Origin of the sequence: Novipirellula sp. (assembly GCF_041583735.1) — a bacterium.
In the GTDB taxonomy this organism is placed as follows: domain Bacteria; phylum Planctomycetota; class Planctomycetia; order Pirellulales; family Pirellulaceae; genus Novipirellula.
Genome location: NZ_JBFHFD010000021.1, coordinates 14,311 through 32,782 on the forward strand (window position 1 = coordinate 14,311; position 18,472 = coordinate 32,782).

Annotated in this window: 14 protein-coding genes; 8 read left to right on the plus strand and 6 right to left on the minus strand. The window is 55.2% G+C overall.

Translation table 11 applies throughout. From position 1 onward, the window contains the following. Positions 1-14 precede the first annotated feature (14 nt). The 3 genes from ABX962_RS03295 to ABX962_RS03305 all read left to right on the plus strand — a co-directional run bounded on the left by ABX962_RS03295 (position 15) and on the right by ABX962_RS03305 (position 4,595). Positions 15-1,622: a phosphatidylserine/phosphatidylglycerophosphate/cardiolipin synthase family protein gene (locus ABX962_RS03295; protein WP_372716585.1), complete on the plus strand. Its 1,608-nt coding sequence runs from the start codon at positions 15-17 to the stop codon at positions 1,620-1,622. A gap of 408 nt (positions 1,623-2,030) precedes the next feature. Next, the gene (locus ABX962_RS03300) at positions 2,031-3,191 is read left to right on the plus strand and encodes a C45 family autoproteolytic acyltransferase/hydolase (RefSeq protein WP_372716587.1); all 1,161 of its coding nucleotides are present in this window, start codon (positions 2,031-2,033) and stop codon (positions 3,189-3,191) included. Positions 3,192-3,206: 15 nt separating this feature from the next. Then, positions 3,207-4,595 (plus strand): aspartate aminotransferase family protein, encoded by a 1,389-nt coding sequence (locus ABX962_RS03305; RefSeq protein WP_372716589.1) that lies wholly within the window; start codon positions 3,207-3,209, stop codon positions 4,593-4,595. Positions 4,596-4,901: 306 nt separating this feature from the next. On the opposite strand, the gene ABX962_RS03310 is transcribed toward ABX962_RS03305, so the two are convergent. Both ABX962_RS03310 and ABX962_RS03315 read right to left on the minus strand, forming a co-directional pair. Next, positions 4,902-5,234, minus strand: coding sequence for a zinc ribbon domain-containing protein YjdM (locus ABX962_RS03310; protein ID WP_372716591.1), 333 nt, complete (start codon positions 5,232-5,234; stop codon positions 4,902-4,904). A gap of 312 nt (positions 5,235-5,546) precedes the next feature. Beyond that, entirely contained in the window at positions 5,547-6,971 is a 1,425-nt protein-coding gene (locus tag ABX962_RS03315; RefSeq protein WP_372716593.1) for a hypothetical protein, read from the minus strand. 139 nt (positions 6,972-7,110) lie between these two features. On the opposite strand from ABX962_RS03315, the gene ABX962_RS03320 reads away from it, so the two are divergent. After that, complete coding sequence (locus ABX962_RS03320; RefSeq protein WP_372716595.1) at positions 7,111-12,168, plus strand: PVC-type heme-binding CxxCH protein; 5,058 nt, start codon at positions 7,111-7,113, stop codon at positions 12,166-12,168. Between the two features lie 31 nt (positions 12,169-12,199). Here ABX962_RS03320 and ABX962_RS03325 read toward each other — a convergent pair whose 3' ends face one another. Then, the gene (locus ABX962_RS03325; RefSeq protein ID WP_372716596.1) at positions 12,200-13,570 is read right to left on the minus strand and encodes a hypothetical protein; all 1,371 of its coding nucleotides are present in this window, start codon (positions 13,568-13,570) and stop codon (positions 12,200-12,202) included. A gap of 220 nt (positions 13,571-13,790) precedes the next feature. Next, complete coding sequence (locus tag ABX962_RS03330) at positions 13,791-14,099, minus strand: winged helix-turn-helix transcriptional regulator (protein WP_372716598.1); 309 nt, start codon at positions 14,097-14,099, stop codon at positions 13,791-13,793. Between the two features lie 152 nt (positions 14,100-14,251). On the opposite strand from ABX962_RS03330, the gene ABX962_RS03335 reads away from it, so the two are divergent. Both ABX962_RS03335 and ABX962_RS03340 read left to right on the plus strand, forming a co-directional pair. Beyond that, positions 14,252-14,929: an FMN-dependent NADH-azoreductase gene (locus ABX962_RS03335; protein ID WP_372716600.1), complete on the plus strand. Its 678-nt coding sequence runs from the start codon at positions 14,252-14,254 to the stop codon at positions 14,927-14,929. A gap of 183 nt (positions 14,930-15,112) precedes the next feature. Next, positions 15,113-15,532 (plus strand): hypothetical protein, encoded by a 420-nt coding sequence (locus ABX962_RS03340; RefSeq protein WP_372716602.1) that lies wholly within the window; start codon positions 15,113-15,115, stop codon positions 15,530-15,532. Between the two features lie 120 nt (positions 15,533-15,652). Here the strand turns inward: ABX962_RS03340 and ABX962_RS03345 are convergent, their stop codons facing one another. Then, entirely contained in the window at positions 15,653-16,165 is a 513-nt protein-coding gene (locus ABX962_RS03345) for a ferritin-like domain-containing protein (protein ID WP_372716604.1), read from the minus strand. A 439-nt stretch (positions 16,166-16,604) separates the two neighbouring features. Here ABX962_RS03345 and ABX962_RS03350 point away from each other — a divergent pair, with 439 nt between their 5' ends. Both ABX962_RS03350 and ABX962_RS03355 read left to right on the plus strand, forming a co-directional pair. Further along, on the plus strand, positions 16,605-17,000 hold the full coding sequence (locus ABX962_RS03350) for a GNAT family N-acetyltransferase (RefSeq protein ID WP_372716606.1): 396 nt from the start codon (positions 16,605-16,607) through the stop codon (positions 16,998-17,000). A gap of 412 nt (positions 17,001-17,412) precedes the next feature. After that, the gene (locus ABX962_RS03355; protein ID WP_372716608.1) at positions 17,413-18,288 is read left to right on the plus strand and encodes a hypothetical protein; all 876 of its coding nucleotides are present in this window, start codon (positions 17,413-17,415) and stop codon (positions 18,286-18,288) included. On the opposite strand, the gene ABX962_RS03360 is transcribed toward ABX962_RS03355, so the two are convergent. Beyond that, on the minus strand, positions 18,270-18,472 hold a 203-nt coding region (locus tag ABX962_RS03360), incomplete at its 5' end, for a hypothetical protein (RefSeq protein WP_372716610.1). The genes ABX962_RS03355 and ABX962_RS03360 overlap by 19 nt on opposite strands.

Below are 18,472 nucleotides of genomic sequence, written 5' to 3' on the forward strand. Positions count from 1 at the left end.
AAATAGAAGAATTTATGAGTTCATATTTTGCAGAACGATATGCGAGGCCGGTCCATGCGAGGCTGGAGACACCGTATGCGCGCAGGAACGATTTTGATGATCTGTTCTATCTGCGACGTGGAACATTGGTATTTGATGTGGACTGGGGAGTCGATCTTAATATCAAAGTGATCGTCAAAGTGTTTCACGAGGATGGCAGTCATGAGCAGTATATTGCTCACACCGATCCCATTAATGTGCAGGGAGACAAACATCAACGCGTGACGCGTGATATTTTTATTCATATGCAGTCGATGCATCAGGGACGCGTTACCTGTGTGAAGTTCTCCTATATTTTGCACCACGATTTCAGGTCGGTGCCTTCGGAATATGAATACATCTTTATGGATGGACCGCATATCGAATCGCAGGGAGAGCAGAACCGTGCCGTCTCGTCACAGTGGAGGACCCGCAACGAATACAGAACGGTCGAACTGAATGATCGACTTTTGCAGAATGACGTGGACTGGATCAACCACAATTATCAGTCATTGAATCTGATTCCGAAGTTCACAAAAGGTCAAACGTGGCATCCGTACCACCCCAAACGCTTCATTCATGATCACATTGATAAGGTGATCTGGAAAAAGCAGACGGATCCGTCGGGGCTGCACTCGATCAAGGTGTGCGTCGACTGCATTGATGACAAAGATTTTTGTAACCATCTACTTTACGCTCATCAGTGCGGAGTCTTGGTGCAGGTTATCGTGGATTGGCGCAAGATGACGCTGACGAACAGCAAAAATTACCTCAAACTGAAGCGGTCTGGTATTGAACTGCTGGGCGAAATCTGCACCACCTGTGATCCGTTGGCGGAAGTAGCCACGGACATGCACAACAAGTTCATCATTTTCGACGATGAAGACTGTATCATTGGCTCGTTCAACATTACGTTTGATCAGTGGGGAGCCAACTGGGAGTCGGGAATGACGTTCCACACCAAGGGGATGTGCCGGCTGCTAGACAACATCTTTCAGTCGATCCGTGGGGGAGTGATTCAGCGGTATGGAATTGATCCACGCAGCCCGTTTAATCTCTACTACACCTTCGGACGCACTGCCATGCTCAATGGCAAGTATTATCGTCCACATCATGCCATTTTCTCGGAGATCAACCGAGCGCAACATTCGATCGATCTTTGCTTGTTTCTGATTGGTGAATTGCGAGGTGAACATGGTGATAGCGTGATCGATGCCCTCATCCATGCGCATCATCGCGGTGTGAAAGTGCGCGCAATCTTTAACGGACATTTGGCGTGGCAGGGCGATATTCGCAAGCCAAGAACAATGGAGAAGGAATTCAGTCGTCATCTGTTGCCAGCGGTCCAGCGACTCAAGGATGCCGGCATTCCGATCGCTTTGGTTTACGGCATCTTCGACCGACCGATCCCCTATTCGCCGATTCATTCGAAACAGTGCGTGATTGATCGTCGCATCGTCATCGACGGCAGCTTCAATTGGTACAACACCTCCGTGCTGTCACACGACCTGCTCGTCGTCGTTAACAACGAAGAAGTCGCAGAACACTACCTGCACGAAGCGCAACAGATTCTCGATACCTTCCGCGTGTTCTGGTTGAATTAAAGCAATATGACAACGGACGGCTCGCGCCGCGAACGCAACCGACATAGATGGTCTAAGCCTTACGTCGTCGCCTCGCAGAAGCACGGACGATTCACCCGCTGCTACCAATCGATCTGTTATTAAATCCGTCTGTTTTAAAATCAGTCGGATTATGGCGACTGCGCCCTCGCGGTGCTATTGCCGTGGACGTGGACTTGAGTGAATATAAGGTAACAGGGGATTTGCAATATCGAACAACGATCTAAATTGTTTCACACCCTGAACCAGCTGGGTTGGTGGAACACTTGCAGAGATTTGTTCTACAATCGGTGGTGGTCGCGACACCCGATCGATGCGTTTTGATGTTTCGTCGTCTTTTACCATGGCCTCGTGCCGCTGTTGGCCCTTTCCGGTCAGGAACACCGTCAAATGCCTTCCATTGAAATGCTGAGAATTGACGGCGATGCCGCCGCGATGGGCCGTGCCCACGGCACCGCATTTCGCAGCGAAATTCAATTGCTAACGCAAGAGCGTATGCGGCTTTGCTATGACCGTTTTTGGATCGGCGAAGGGAGCGAGGCGGTTAACCCCGAGACGCTGGCCGAAGCTTGTTGGGAGCAACAACAGCGGTACGATGACCTGACCACTGCTGAGCTTGAAGCGATCGCCTGTGCCGCCGACGTGCCTGCCCGCGATCTACTGGTGACCGGCGGCTTCACTGACTTTGTCGACGCCCTGCGTGGCGGCGCGGCGGGGGAGGCAAAGAACCAGACGCCACTCGAAGATCCAGGCCAATGTACCGCCGTGCTGGTCGCCGCCAATGCGGCTGCGGACGGGCGACCATTGCTGGCGCAAACGTGGGATATGCACCCCACGGCCACTCCGTATATCCGCGTGCTCGATCTGCGGTCGACCGATCAGCCCGCAGCCATCGTGTTCACCGTGACGGGGTGCCCGGCCATGATCGGGGTGAATGAGCACGGTCTGGCGATCGGAATCAATAACATGGTGACCTCGGACGGTCGCCCAGGTGTGATGTGGACCAGCGTCGTCCGCCGCATGCTTCGCGCTCGCAACGCCGACGAAGCACTGGCATTATTGAAAGTGGCGCCAGTCGCTGGCGCACACCACTACCTGCTGCTGGATGCGGCAAGCACCGGTTACAGTGTTGAACGTTCGCCCACTCGACTTGCCGTGCGGACCTTAGAGTCGACACTTGCCCACACCAACCACTGTCTAGACTCGGAACTGATCTCGATCGAGCCTCTTCGTGGCGAATCGCCGGCCTACAGCACACGCAACCGGCTGCGAACGGCCGAAGATTGGCTCAAAACGCATCCGGCTGATTGCTCGCGCCGCGGCCTGTGGCAACTGTTGAACCGTTACGATGAAAGTGATCCCTTGGGCTCGATCTGCCACGGCCCGCAGCCGGGCTATGATGTCGAGACCGGGGGCGCTGTGGTGATCTCACCTCGTGACGCGGCAATGGATGCGGTCTGGGGACAAGGCAGCGTCCATAGCGATGCGGATCGAATCGCACCGCAGACCTTTCGTGTGTTCAGCCCCTCTGGAATGCCAACCACTTATTGATTGAGAACGTCCGCTATGTCCACCACCGATACCGCAAACTCGACCATTCGGATCAACGCCCCACTGCCTGGCCCGCTCGCCCAAGCGATCCTGGATCGGCGTGACGCGACCACCGTACGCGGGCTGTATCGTTCTTGTCCCATCGTCGCCGACCGCGCCGCGGGCGCCACGGTGACCGACGTGGACGGTAACGTCTTTATCGACTTGGCCGGCGGCATCGGTGCGCTGAATGCCGGACACTGTCCACCCGAAGTCACTGCGGCGATCCACGGTCAAGTCGATCGGCTGCTGCACTTGTGCAACATCGTTGGCACGTATGAATCGATGGTACAGCTAAACGAAAAACTGCACGAAATCGTGCCCATCCGCGGGCCGAAGAAAACGCTGCTCTGCAACTCCGGTGTCGAAGCTGGCGAGAATGCGGTGAAGATTGCCCGCTACGCCACCGGCCGCCAGGGGATCATTGTCTTTGAAGGTGCCTTTCATGGACGCAGCCTGTTGGGTATGACCATGACCAGCAAGTATGATCTGTACAAACGAGGGTTTGGCCCGTTTGCAAGCGAGATCTATCGTGTGCCATTCCCCTACGAGTACCGCGAAAAGCCCGCTGGGATGAGTACCGAAGATTTCTGCGAACATCGAATTAACGATCTGAAGAAGGCGCTGGTGGCGCAGATCGACCCCAGCAGTGTGGCGGCGGTCATCATCGAGCCGGTCCAGGGTGAGGGCGGTTTTATTCCCGCGCCGCCTGAGTACATTCGGGCCCTCCGCGAACTCACTGCCCAGCATGGCATCCTGCTTGCCAGCGACGAAGTGCAGACCGGTTTCGGCCGCACCGGAAAAATGTTTGCCATCGAGCACACGCCGGGCTGCGGTACCGAGTGGGACGTCGACATGGTGATCATGGCCAAAAGTATCGGCTCAGGACTGCCCATCGCGGCGGTCACTGGCAAAGCCGAAGTGATGGACAAGCCTCACGTCGGCGGATTGGGATCCACTTATGGCGGCAACCCAGTGGCTTGTGCGGGTGCCGTGGCGACGATCGACTATCTGCGTGAGCATCACTTGGCCGATCGAGCCAACGAGATCGGCAAGGTCTGCCTCGACTACTTCCAGCGCTGGCAGGCCAAGCACGACGTGATCGGCGACGTGCGGTGCAGCGGTGCGATGTGTGCGATTGAGTTTGTCATCGATCGCGAGACGAAGGAGCCCAATTCGGTGCTGCCGCCGCTGATTGTCGAAGAGGCATTCCAGCGCGGGCTGATCATGATCCGGGCTGGGCTTTACGGCTCTTGCATCCGCTCGCTGGTCCCCTTGGTGATCACCGACGCGCAGCTACACGAGGCCATGCAGGCACTCGGAGCGGCGGTCGACGCAGCGGTACAGCGTGCCGCAGCCGCCTGAGTCATCTCGCAATTCCCGCAGTGGACGAGGCCACGAAGTCCCATTTGGATTTTGATTCTCGTTCCCAGGCAGGAACCTAACGCCGTGAACGATTTTCTGGCAGCTACCTTCGCCAGAAGGTGGTGACTCGCATGGAACGCTAACAATCCACGCTCTGGCGAGCGTCGCTATGGAACGCAAAGCCTGTAATTGCCAGCCTAAAAATGGTTCACGGCGTTCGGCACGAGTCCTGGAAACAAGATATCTGTCCCCTGGAAACAATCGATCGGGGAAGATGGTTGATACTGCCGCCGCAAGGCGACTGCGTCAGGCCTTCTTGACGAACTCGGATTTCAGTGACATCGCGCCGATGCCATCGATCTTGCAATCGATATCGTGATCGCCATCGACAATGCGGATGTTCTTGACTTTGGTGCCAACTTTGACCACGCCGCCATTGAACTTCAAGTCTTTGATGACGACGACGGCGTCGCCGTTTTCGAGCACGTTGCCATTGGCATCGCGAGTCGCTGCGTCCTCTGCGGCAGCCGCTTCGTCGGCCGGTGACCACTCGTGGGCACAGCTCGGGCAGACGAGTAATGGCCCGTCCTCGTAGGTGTATTCCCCGTCGCATTGGGGGCAGTTGGGTAGATCGCTCATAAATGATTTGCCAAGTTTGAGTAAAAGTGAGCTGCGATTGTCGCAGATGAGCGTGCGATGAAAAGGTGACATGCGAAAACGCATCGACGTTGCACATTACTGGGCGACGTGCAAACGCTGTAGTTCGAGTTCGAGCTGACGATCATTCTCTGCTCCCAAAATTTCCTGTCCCCAAGCATGCTTTCAAGCGATCCCAGCGGAACGAAGTATTCGGCACGCTCAAGTTTTGGGAACACTCATCAGCACGGAATAGACACTATTTAGTAGGGCGAGGTAAACAAGCAACCATTGACGTTAATCACGTCGGGACGATCACACGCGTGACAACATGTTTTTGATTGCACCGGTTAGCATCGGATCGATGCTGGCAGCGCAGTGGGCGACGCTGACAGCGTAGCCGCCTTGTGGGTACGCCGCTGCGGTTGGGATGTACCACGGCCCGCCATCGGAATACGCGGCGCAAGCCACGAAGCGATCGGGCGCCGCAGCCTGAGCTCGCAGCTGATACTCGACAAAGCTTTCCGAAGGTAGATGCAGTAAGGAAATGTCATTCACATGCATACAACTGAGCGTGATCGGCAATGATGCCTTCATGCGGCGAATCCAGGCGACGGTGTAAGAGGGCCGATTTCGGTTCACCACGCTCTGCTTGCTGTCACGGATCTGACGCATCAAAGCCTCTTCGTCAAAGCTTGGGTTGACCGGAGGCAGAATATCCTGTGTTTCCCAGCGAATCGACTCGATGGATTGTCGATCCAATGCTTCTTCCGAGGCGACGATCCCGGCGAGCATCCGCTCGGTTAAGGCGACTCGCATCTCTTTGGATCCATCGTTGTACTTGCCCGCTCCGATGTTTCCGCCACAGCCGTTGAAGTACAAGTGCGTGCAGTCCGGTTCCTGTTGTTGGCGTTGTTTACGAGCCAAACCACAGAAATCGGCGCTCACACGTCCATCACCGTAGTAGCTCAACGGGTGACAGGCATAGTAATGGCACGCCGCGAGTTTTCGGTCTTGGTGATAAAACGCAACCGTCTTGAGCATCGGATCGATCACACCTTCGGGCAGTGCATGATGCTCCGGATTTCGCGAACTGCTACCACGCTGCGAGATCACTTTGCCGTTATCGCCTATGATTCGTCGATTGCCCGCTACCTTTTCGACTTTTGCTTCGCCATGGGCAACATGGGTCACCGGAGTGGTTTGCTGCAGAGCTTGGCGGACGGCGCCGCGACCAGCATCGAGACAGCGGAGAAAGAACTCACGCTCGATGATGTGCGGTAGATCCCCCTGGGCCAACACAATCTCTTCCGAATCAAGACAAGCAAACGGCGCATTATGCTGATGCACACAATGAACCGTCACTCGGTCGATAGTCGTTCCTGCGGCCTCTGCCAACGCTCGTCGCCATTGCAGGTGGGCGGAATTGAGTAGCCCCGTCCAATCGACAACACAAACCACAATCGGTTTCCCAGATCCGAGCAACACGTAGCCGATTGCTTCGAGCGGATCGTCGATCCCGACAACGGGCTTGATCCAGCCTCCGCACAGCGAGTGGCCCATCGGCGGCGTGACATCAAACCGAAATGTGCCGAGGTGAAGGTTCCCCGCGTGAGTCTCCGCCGGTGTCTGAGAATACGCCGATGAAGTTACCAGCCCGCTGGCGAATGTGGCTGCGGTCGCTGTTGATGCCGCAATAAACTCGCGGCGATTGAGGTATTGAGGTGGCTTTGTGTTCATAGCAAGGGATCGGTGAGAGGTAAGGCGGGAGAGGTTGTGGCGGGAGGTTCGTTGTCGCAGCAACGCGTGCTACGACGACCGTGTATGATAACGTCGTATCCTCCGCATATTGCATCCCACCTAAATTGCAACCTTTACGATGCTTGAACAGTCCAGATCCGCCCTGCATGTTTTTGCTGGATTCCTGCTACTTTTGGGCGGCGAACTGGCCGCCCAAACCAACACGCTGACGTACTTGGACGAGCCCGCTGAGGGGTATTATCCTGGCACGGCGTTTCCCAAGCTGACGACACCACAATGGGTGGGCGAGGAGGGAGTCGACGTCGTGATTACGCTCGGGATCGACGACATGGCCGATACCGCGAAATACGAAGCGTATTTGCGGCCGATCCTCGAGCGACTGAAACAAATCGATGGCCGCGCCCCGGTCAGCATCATGTCGTGCAAGGTCGACCCGACCGATCCTCAGTTGCAAACGTGGCTCGACGAAGGACTATCGATCGAAGTCCACACGGTCGATCACCCTTGTCCTTGTCTGCAAGGCAGCGATTTCGCAACAGCCAAATCGACGTTTGATCGTTGTGTTGACATGATGAGTTCCATCCCCGGTAACACCCCCGTTGCCTTTCGCACCCCGTGTTGCGATTCACGCAATACGCCCAGCCCGCGACTATGGCAAGAGATTTTTAACCGTCGCACCGAAGCCGGCAATTTCCTGCAAGCCGACAGCAGCGTGTTTACCGTCTTCACCGACGCGGATCCCGATCTGCCGCGTGAACTCGTCATGGATCCCGATGGCACCCCACGTTTCACCAAGTACGTCCCCTTTCCATCGTTCGTCAACAAGATCCAAAACTATCCCTACCCATATGTCATCGGCAAACTCGGCTGGCAGTTCCCGTGCATGGTCCCAAGCGACTGGGAAGCTCAAAATCTGCAGCAGCCCAACAACCCCAAAACCGTTGTCGACATGCAAGCCGCACTCGATGCGACGGTGATCAAGCAAGGCATGTTCAACCTTGTGTTCCATCCGCATGGTTGGATCCGCAACGACCAAGTGGTTGAATTGATCGATTACGCAGACAAAAAATACGGCAAACGCGTCAAATTCCTGACGTTCAAGGAATGTGTTGATCGCATCAACCACAACCTGTTGGTCGACCAGCCGCTTCGCGCCCCCGACGATGGCGGGGACCATGGAGTGCGCATCGCCGATTTGAATCAAGATGGCTACGTCGACGTGATGATCGGTAACGAAACTCGCAAAACCGTCCGCCTTTGGCAACCGCAAACCAAGCGGTGGCGTGAGTTCGATCATGACGTGCAAATCACCGCCAAAGGAAATCAAGGACGAGTCGACTTGGGCGTCAAGTTGGGGCATCTGGCGAAGAACGGTTCGGTTTCCTTGCTGGTCAACAACGAAAACCAACAAGGCATCTACCAAGTGACCGACGGTGGGATCACTTCCCGTCCACTGCCTACGCCGCTGTTGGACATCCGGACCTCCGTCGCAGGTGTCGATCAAGGGGTTCGGCTTCGTGATTTGGACGGGGACGGCATCTCGGAGGTGATCGTCGGCAATCCAAAAAACAAACAAATTCTGAAACGAGGCGATGATGGCAAGTGGCGATCGACACCACACCCGATGCCCTTTGCGATTGTCGATGATCGTGGCCGAGACAACGGCGTGCGGTTTGTCGATTTTGACAAGGACGGCCACGACGATGTGATCATTTCCAACGGTGCGGAAAATGCGATTCAGCTTTACGATGTCGACACCGGCGGATTCACGCGTATAGTCGAGGACTTGACCAATGTCCCCTTGATCGTCCGCAACGGAACCAACAACGGTGCGTGGTTCGCTGGCGACCATATGTGGGTGCAAAACGAAGACACCCACCGTCTGCCCGATTGGGTCGACCGCCGTTCTTTTCTGGAATTGCTAGGCCGCACTGAGCCTGGGCCCCGCTCGGCTGCGCTCTCACACCAATCGATTCAAGTGCGACCGGGCTTTGAAGTGGAGCTAGTGGTCTCAGAACCTTTGGTGATGGACCCTGTCGGCCTGGACTGGGGGCCTGATGGAAAATTGTGGGTCGTCGAGATGGCGGACTATCCCCTCGGCCTTGATGACAAGGGCAAACCGGGCGGTCGTGTTCGCTACCTGGAAGACACCAACGGAGACGGCCAGTATGACAAATCGACGTTGTTTTTAGACGAAATCCCCTTTCCCACCGGCGTGATGGCGTGGCGTGATGGAGTGCTTGTCTGTGCCGCTCCGTCGCTGTTCTTTGCCGCCGACCGCGACGGTGACGGGAAAGCCGAAGTCCGTGAAGAGCTCTATCGTGGATTTGGCGAAGGCAACCAACAACATCGTTTCAATGGCATCACTCGCGGATTGGACAATTGGTTGTATCTCGCCAATGGGGATAGCGGGGGAGTGATCGAGTCGGTCAAGACGGGGAAAAAGCTCGACATCCGCGGACTTGATATTCGCATTCGTCCCGAGGACGGAGCGTTGGAAGCTCAGACAGGACAAACGCAGTACGGACGTCATCGCGACGATCACGGCAATTGGTTTGGCAACAATAACTCGATTCCGGTGCGTCATTACGTCTTGGCGGATCATTATCTGCGTCGCAATCCGTTTGTTGCGCCGCCAGCGGCTCAACGGAATATCGCTCGCTTAGACAACACCCAATTGTTTCCGATTTCTCGCGTGCTGAGCCATTGGTCCGGTTACAAGCCGCCTGCTGCGGGAATGGAACATGAATTCACTTCGGCATGTAGCACGATGGTTTATCGTGATACCTTGTTCGGCGATGACTTTCTGCAAAACACGTTCACCTGTGAACCGGTACACAACCTCGTTCATCGCCGGCAATTGATTGCCACAGGAGTTACGTTCGAGAGCATTCGCCCCGATGACGAAGCGCAGATTGAGTTCTTGGCCTCGACCGATTCCTGGTTCCGGCCCTCGTTTGTCACCACCGGCCCCGATGGAGCGCTGTGGGTTACCGATATGTACCGGTTAGTGATGGAGCATCCCGAATGGATCGGTGAACGTACCCAAGAGCTTTTCTTGCGTGCGGGGCATGATCGAGGACGGATCTATCGGGTCTATCCGAAAAACAGCTCGCCGCGACCGATCCTGAAGCTCAATGATTTGTCGGGCGGTGCGTTGGTCGATCAACTCGCATCACCCAATGGCCGCGTCCGCGATCTTGTCCAACAACATTGGATCGAACGCAATGACGCGGCGGACCTTGCTCGGATGCAAACGGCGTTACGTTCGTCAAGTAATCCAATGGCTCGCTTGCACGCGCTGTGCACACTGGACGGTTTGCGGATGGACGTCGAAACGCTGCTCATCGCGTTGGCCGACACCGACGCCACCGTCCGCCGTCATGCAATTCGCATTGCTGAGAAGTTCCTTCACGAACCGGGAGAGGTTTCTGACCGCTTGGTTTCGGCACTGGAAAGCTGTGACATCCGCGATCCGCATGTGCGTATGCAACTCGCCTATTCGCTAGGCGTGTCCTCGTCGGCGGGCGCGATCCAACGACTCGCCGAGCTTGCTTTGCTTTCCGCGGGTGACCCGTACTTACAAGCCGCTGTGATTAGCTCGCTCGGCGAGCACAATCTGCGTGAGTTCCGAACGGCGATTCACGGCAAAGAGGCTGCGGGACCTTATGAGGCCGCTGTCCTCGAGATGGCCGTGCGGATGCAAAACAGTGACTTTCTGGCAGAACTGCTCAGCAACGTTATCGATCGGGTCCGTCAAGACACCAGCGTCGAGAATATCCACGAGCTGACTGCGGCATTGGGCACCGTTCGCAAACGTGGCGTGGCACTGCAACCCGACCTGCAGATAAAACTGAGGGACTTCGGTGCCGAACTTGCGACTCTAGTCGCGGACTCGGACGCTGAAATCACGCTTCGCCGAGCCGCCGTTTCCGTGCTGACGCTGATCGACGCAAAGTTTCATGGAGATGTCCTCAACTTGGTCACCGCAACGGAACCGCTTGAACTTCAAATCGCCGCAATCCACGCCCTGGCCGGTCAAGAAACCGCCGCATTGTTGTCGCGGTTGACCACCATCAGCCCCTCCGTGCGCTCGGCAATCCTTGACGATTCGCTGACGCGTGAATGCACCGCGTTGCAATTAGCCGAGGCGGTCCGCAGCAACACGATCCCGCTGCAAACCATAAGCTCGGAACATCGACAAAAGATGGCCACCCATGTCAGTGAGAAAGTGCGCGCGGCGGCGACGGAATTGTTCGGCGATGCGATGAGTTCGGGGGACAAACACGCCTTGCTCGAATCCTATCGCGTCGTAAATCCCACGTTGGGGGATCTGGGCCTTGGTCAAGCGATCTTTACCCAACATTGTGCCAGCTGTCATCGCGTCCAAGGAATCGGCAATCAAGTCGGCCCCGACTTGGCCGGGCTTAAGGATCGCTCGCCTAAAGCGATGGTAACCGCGATCCTGGCTCCCAACGCCGCGGTCGAAGACAAATACCTCAGCTACAACGTGCTAACGCTCGATGGAGTCGTCGAGGCAGGCATCATCACCAACGAATCGACCGTGGCAATCGAATTGACGCTGCAAAACGGCAAATCCAAAACCATTTTGCGAGAGGACATCGACCAAGTCCAAAGCGTTGGCACGTCGCTGATGCCCGAAGAGTTCGAAAAGGTAATCTCCCCATCGCAGATGAGCGACTTGCTTGCGTTCCTTGACGCGTTGGGACCGGCACCCAAAATCTTTTTGGGAAACGAACCCGTCACGATCACCGCTGGCGATGGCGGGACCTTTGAACTGGCCGCTTCCACATGTCGCATTTTCGGTGACAAGATCAACTTCGAAGCGAAGTATAAGAACATCGGATTTTGGGGCGATGTCAATGATCGAGTTGAATGGACCATTGCGAATGACAAACCAAGTCAATACGAAGTTTGGTTGGACTATGCATGTCCCGCTAACACCGCGGGTAACGCCTTCATCTTCACCCTCGGCGAGCAAAGCTTGACCGGCACGGTGCAAAGCACGGACAATTGGGACGACTACCGAAAAGTCAAACTCGGCACGGTCATGTTGCCGCAAGCCACCACCGTTGCGGTGTTCAAGTCGGATCCGAGTTTGCGAAATTGGTTACTCGATTTGCGTGGCATTACGTTAAAGCCAATCGCACCGTAAGCCTGACAATCCTAACATCGCCGATATCGCTTTATTCCCGCTCGATGCGGCGGGTCAAGTCGATTGGTTTGGGCCCTGCTTCCACGCCCGCGTATGTGGAGCTGAGCGGTTGGGCGACAACGCCTCCGAAACGAGCTTCGCTAACGACGACCGGGCGTCCGTGGATCAAACAAATCACCTCGCGACATTCCTGTGGCGGTGAAATTGTGTCGTCGGTATAGCCATAGCAAAACCCTCCGGAAAAACTGACGTTGCCAAATTGCAACCGTCGGCCATTTCCATCTTCGGCCAGCGACAAACATGCATTGCAGATGTACCACGGGTAGCGGAGAAAGACGCGTTGTTTGGCTCCGCAAACAGGACAATGGTGATCGGCTAAGCTTTCTGGATTCGGCTGTCCTGGCGATCTCGTATCGCTGCGTGGTTGCGAGAACGATTTGACGAGCTTTTGCACCGATGCGTTGGACGACCGGTAACTGACGACTTTGACATCCAAGTCAACCGAGTCAAATTGTCGGCATGCCCGCTCGATGGCCGATAAGATCCATGACTCACGATTTCCAAAGGCACCGCCGCCAAGCAGCGTCAAAAACACGGTGTTGTTGCCCGATTGAGCCGCATTGATTGTGGCCGCAGCAAGTGTTGCTTCGTAGGCAGCTTCCAGGATCAACCTGGCAAATGGCTCCCACTGAGCCTCGGCAAGACGACTGTAGGCGACGGGCATCGCCGAGCAATAGATTTGGGAAACCAGGTGAGTGCACCCTGAGAGCGTGACTTGGGTGTTCCACTGGATTCCCACTTTCAATTTCGCTCGCAGCGCATCGAGATCGTTTTCGGACAAAGGTTCGAGTGTCGCGTTGATTTCTTTCAGCCCCGCGGATGACGGTAATGCATAGCCGTTTCGCATCGTCCACAATCGATTTTTGACATTACCGAGCGATTTGCCAAAATCATCAAGGCAGTCGATTTGCACGCTCCGTGATTGACCGATTTGGTTCTCAAACGGCACAAAGTAGTTGCGGAAGATGGTTCCTGCACCGCATGCGATTGCACATGCGGGGCCTTGAGTTCGGTCGTGCTCGTAGATTCCGATCCCTTGTTCCGGAGTCACGCTCGGTGAAACCATTTCGAGCAAATTAAATTGCGAAGCGACTTGAAACATCGCTCCCGCGTTGGTCGGATCGGCATGCAGAGCCTGTGCATCACCTACCCATTCGTCCAGTTTTAATTGTCCACCGGGTTTGATCACTTGGCGGGATCGCTCTCGCAATTCGGCGAGCGAAACGACGTCCAGGCGTCCCGATTGAAACGTTTTTCCGTTGACCTTCGAAGTCAATTGACCTTCGTGGACCGAGATAAACTGTTGAACTTGCGAATGAGACTGTTCGGAAAATCCAACCAATTTTGTAAACCAATCGTTTCGATGTGCCGGTAGCAAAGGTTATTTCCCCCTAAGGAGCGAGACTCGGATTTGTGCCAAACTAAAACAAAACGGCGTCGGGTTTCGTTTTCGGGTGCATGGCGTGATGCACGCTCGTTATCCGCTTTTCGCAATTATTGCATTTCCGTTTGGTGGCATGGCGATGTCGGCAAACAGAGGAAATGAAACGCAACGCAAAGCGTTATGTCTTTACGTGTGCATGCCGATGAAGTTCGTCCACTTCGTCGATGATCTCGAGCAACCGTCGACCAAACGCCGTCAATGTGTATTCGACTCGTGGTGGAATCTCGGGATAACTTGTCTTCTCGACTACCCCATGTTCGACGAGTCGCTTCAGTCGCTCGGAAAGGACTTTTGCGGTCATGCCATCGACCGAACGTTCCAGTTGCCCCGGTCGCTGAATGCCACCATGGATTTGCCGGAGCAGCGACACCATGTAGCGACACCCCAAACATTTCTCAAAGACTTCGGTGACGTCTCGCTCGCTCATCTTTTCTGAATTCCTACGCGAAAGTAAGTACCGCACAAATTTGTGCCCGGTTGATCCTGTTTCTCGATCGACAAGTATATCAGCACTGTGGCAATTCATTCATTGCCGCCCCCCTGCTACTTGTCTTTGTCGAATAAAAAAGGAAAACTGAGATGGCTCACCTGCTTCACCTTGATTCAAGCCCTCGTGGCGACCGCTCGCACACGCGTCGCTTGACCTCCGAATTCGTACAGCGATGGCGAGACGTCCATCCCGACGGCATCGTGACGTATCGAGATATCGGGCGAAACCCATTGCCGCACGTCACTGAATCGTGGATTTCAGCCGCGTTTACGCCACCGAACCAACGCAGTGCCGCCATGCAATGTGCATTGCGGCTGAGCGACGAATTGGTCGACGAGTTGATGAAAGCGGATTTGATCCTTGCCGGGATTCCCTTCTACAACTTTGGAATGCCAAGCGGCTTCAAAGCTTATATTGACCAAATCGTTCGCGTCGGCCGGACGTTCGCGTTTGACCCGGCCAACAAAAAAACACCTTACGCACCGCTCGTTCACGGGAAGCGAATGATCGCCGTGATCTCGCGTGGCGATGGAGGTTACGGACCCGGCGGAAGAAATCAGCAGTACAATCACTTGGATCCGCACTTGACTACCGTACTGCGATTTATCGGTGTGGACGATTTACAGATCGTTGCTGCCGAAAATGACGAATATGGCGGAGCGGACCTGGTCGACTCACTTGAGTCCGCGCGTCGCCAACTTCACGAGCTAGCCTCGGAATTTAAATCGCACCCGCAAGAAGTCGCCGGTTTGAATCGCGTTTCTTGAAAACAGCATGGCGTCGACGCCGCCCGTCGCATCGGCCCTCTGGCGATTCGAGTCGATTCGCGTCTAGATCCGACCAGCGAGGCGGGGGCAACTGGCGTTGTCGCAGCGTCAACGCTAGTTGGCGCTGGCGAAGGAAATAGCCGATTTAAAGCGTGAAAAACGCATTTTTTTGCGTTTGGTCCAATGAATGCATTGTTGTATTCAACGACTGCGATTCGATATCAGCAATGTGGCAAACACGCGGGCGTTTTGCAAGAGAAACGAGGCCTGTTTGTCGGTTGTCACCGTCTTTTTTATCGGGAGGTCAAGACCATGGCTTATTCGATTGTCGAAAAACCGCCACCAAGCCCTGTCACGCACGACCACTCGGTCGCCAGCGAACGGTCGAAAACTGGACGGTATGGCAAAATTTCACTCTCCAGCGATATCGTCTTCTTTGGTGATCCGGTGCGTCTCGATTCGAAAAAGGACAAGTCAGATCATTTGGCGAACGACGAATTCCGCTACATGCAGTGGGTGATCGTTGTCTTCGTTCTAGGGGTGATCTTGCCAGCGTTGGCGATGTTGAGTTACCTGATTTTCAACCCCGAGTCATTCCGATAACGCAACTGCCGATGTAGGTCACATCGACGGATCGTTGCGTTACTGGTCTGCTGCGTGGGGAGAATACCCCACGCGACAAATAGGGGTTGGAGCTTATTGTTGTTCCACACGGCGACGTCGTTAAACGCGAGCGGCGGCCGCATTGATCGACGATTCGGCGATCTGAGATAGTTTCTTGTCGGCGTCGCCTTCTTCCTGCAAGGTCCGCTGCAACAGATCCGCGACGTCCGGCCGACCACATCGCTGTGCAAAGTTTCTCGCCGACCCGTATCCTGCCATTTCGTAATGCTCGACTCGCTGCGCCGCCGCAATCAAGGCTGCGTCTTTGATGGCGGGGTCACCTTTGGCGTTGATTATCTCTTCGCCTTCCTTGACCAAGCCCTTCATCGCTTCGCACGATTTACGCTTGGCAGATTTTTCGAGTAGCTGAAACGCTTGTTCGAGCCGATTGACTTGCCCCTTGGTTTCTTCCAAATGGCTTTGGAACGCCTGCTTCAATTTCGATGAAGAGGCCGCATCCGCCATCTTGGGCAACGCATCCATCAGCCGATTCTCTGCGTCATAAAGGTCTTGAAGTTGGTCGATCAGTAAGCATTCAAGCGAATCAAATTCAGTGCTGGTAAACAGTCCCATAGCGTTGTCCTTTCGTGTGCGTTGAGGAGTGTTACAGGTTCCGATTCGATCGGGAATCGATCCGCAATTCACGTTCCATACTTGTTGTGCTTCACACCACGGACAATCAGTTACACCGGCCGCCAACATGGATGCAGCAACGAAATTAGCCAACTTGCCTACTTGCGAAAGAATGCTTTCGCCCCTGCAGAATTCTTTTATTAAAAACCGTTTTCAGCCATGCAGCGATGGCGGCTGCGCGGTGATTGACCAACAGGATCGGCAAGCAAACGCATTGGCGCCGCAGCAACGAAATTGCCGACGCTTCACCCAATGCCATCAATTATAGCACTGGCTGGGTGGTTTTAATCGTCGATGGCATCGGGCAAAGCCGGAGCGGAAACGAGCGAGCAGGATTTTCGTCACGGGTGGTCCGTCCGCCGAACCCGTCTTTTCGTTGGTGGCCGAGTCTAAGGATCAGATCGTTGGCCATGGTCTGTTCACGTCGGTCACGATCAACCCCGCCCGTGACCTATCGGCCCAGATTCTCGCACCGCTTGCCGTCACTCGTGAAATACAAGGGCAAGCCATCGGAAATCGTTTGGTCAACGAATCGCTTACGCAACTCGCTGCAGCCGACGTTCAGTTGGTGTTCGTGCTCGGCTATCCCGCTTACTACACTCGCTTTGGTTTTGTCGCTGCGGGAACGCGTGGGCTGCAAGCTCCCTATCCGATTCCCCCTGACCATGCCGACGCCTGGATGGTGCACGAATTACGGCAGGGTGTGATCGCCGCCGCCGCGGGCACAATCAGGTGTTGCGACGCGTTGAGCCACCCCCAGTATTGGCAAGCGTGATCGCTGACAGTTGCCGGGATCGCCGTGCTCGCAGCAACAACGCCGAATTGGAAGCGGGTACAATCGAAGGTCATCATTCGATGAACTGGCGGAGACCGAGGTGCTCAACGATCGATTGACGGGAATCGGTAAGGTTACCGAGGATGTGGCGCGGTCCGTGTTCGACAAGACGTTTCGCCCGCCCGCGAGATCTTGGACCTTATTGGTGCATTGGCATCTACGGCGGCGATTGCGGGATTGTACGATTGCAGAGTTCGGGTAGTCGGAGCCCACGGCGAGCAATTTGCAAGCGGTCGGTCTCTTCAAACGAGCCATCGTTTGACGTACAAACGTATGTGAACCAGGCTGCAATCGCGGTCGCAGCGACTCCGGTTCTTTTGGTACTTCATTGACTCAACCCGTTGTTCAAAAGATGGCTATTGACCTATTTCAATCATTCTCTCGCAAACGATCGTCACGGTCGTGGCTCTCGATCGTGTTGTTGTCGCTGTGGGCGATCGGTGCGGCGAACGCAGAATCAGACCCCATCGATGCGGAACACTGGCGACGTCGGCAGTTGACAAAGGTGGCAAGGAAGATCGACGAAGCCGCGTCGGACAGCGAGCGGCTGGAGTACGAGGCGAGACAGTCTTGGCTTCGCCACTGGGAACCTGGGCAGATGACCTCCGCTCCGACACGTCCGCCAATCGAATCCGATTTGGTCGAAGAACCATTGCTTGGATGTTTAGAAAAGCCAGCGGAGATGGACGCGGACGTCTGGCAACGGATCACATCGGCGCAAGTGGAATTGCATGCGGTGGATACCGACGATGATCGCAAAGAAAAGGTTCGCGAGATCATCGAATTGGCGAGACGGTTCGAAGAATTGCTGTCCGAGCATCTTCCGTCGCAGCTACAGCAATTGCCCACACCAACCGCATGGACGCTGGCGTACGCTCGATACCGACTTGGACGAGCTTTGGCGTATCGCGAATTGCCAAGTGTTAGCGAACGGTGGCCGATTTCAGATCCCGTTCGCTATCAGCGGCAACTTTCCGCCGTCTATCAAAGGCTGATCGATCAAGCGGGACAAGGACGCCCCGAGTTCATCTTATTAGAAGACCGGATGCTGCGGCGAGCTGGCCAAAAAGGCCGCGCATTAAAACTACTCGAGGCCAACCAACAGTCGATTGATCCGAAATGGTACCTAAAGAAGCGACGCGATTTGTTAGAAGAGCTTGGATGGGAGCCGCCCTATCAAGAAGCGGCGCAAATCTACTTCGAAGCGGGCTACCGCGACGATCCGTGACCGATCGTGGTATCCGGCTGAATCATCGTCGACGCTTCGAACTGAGCCAAATTCAGTGATCGAGGCCGTTTGTCGTCGGCTCGTCGATCAGAACTTGCCGCAGGACTTATTCTCCAATAGTAGTCGTCGCGATCGACGCCATTGCAGACGCCCCGATCGTAGGCAACAAGGTTTGAATCGCTGA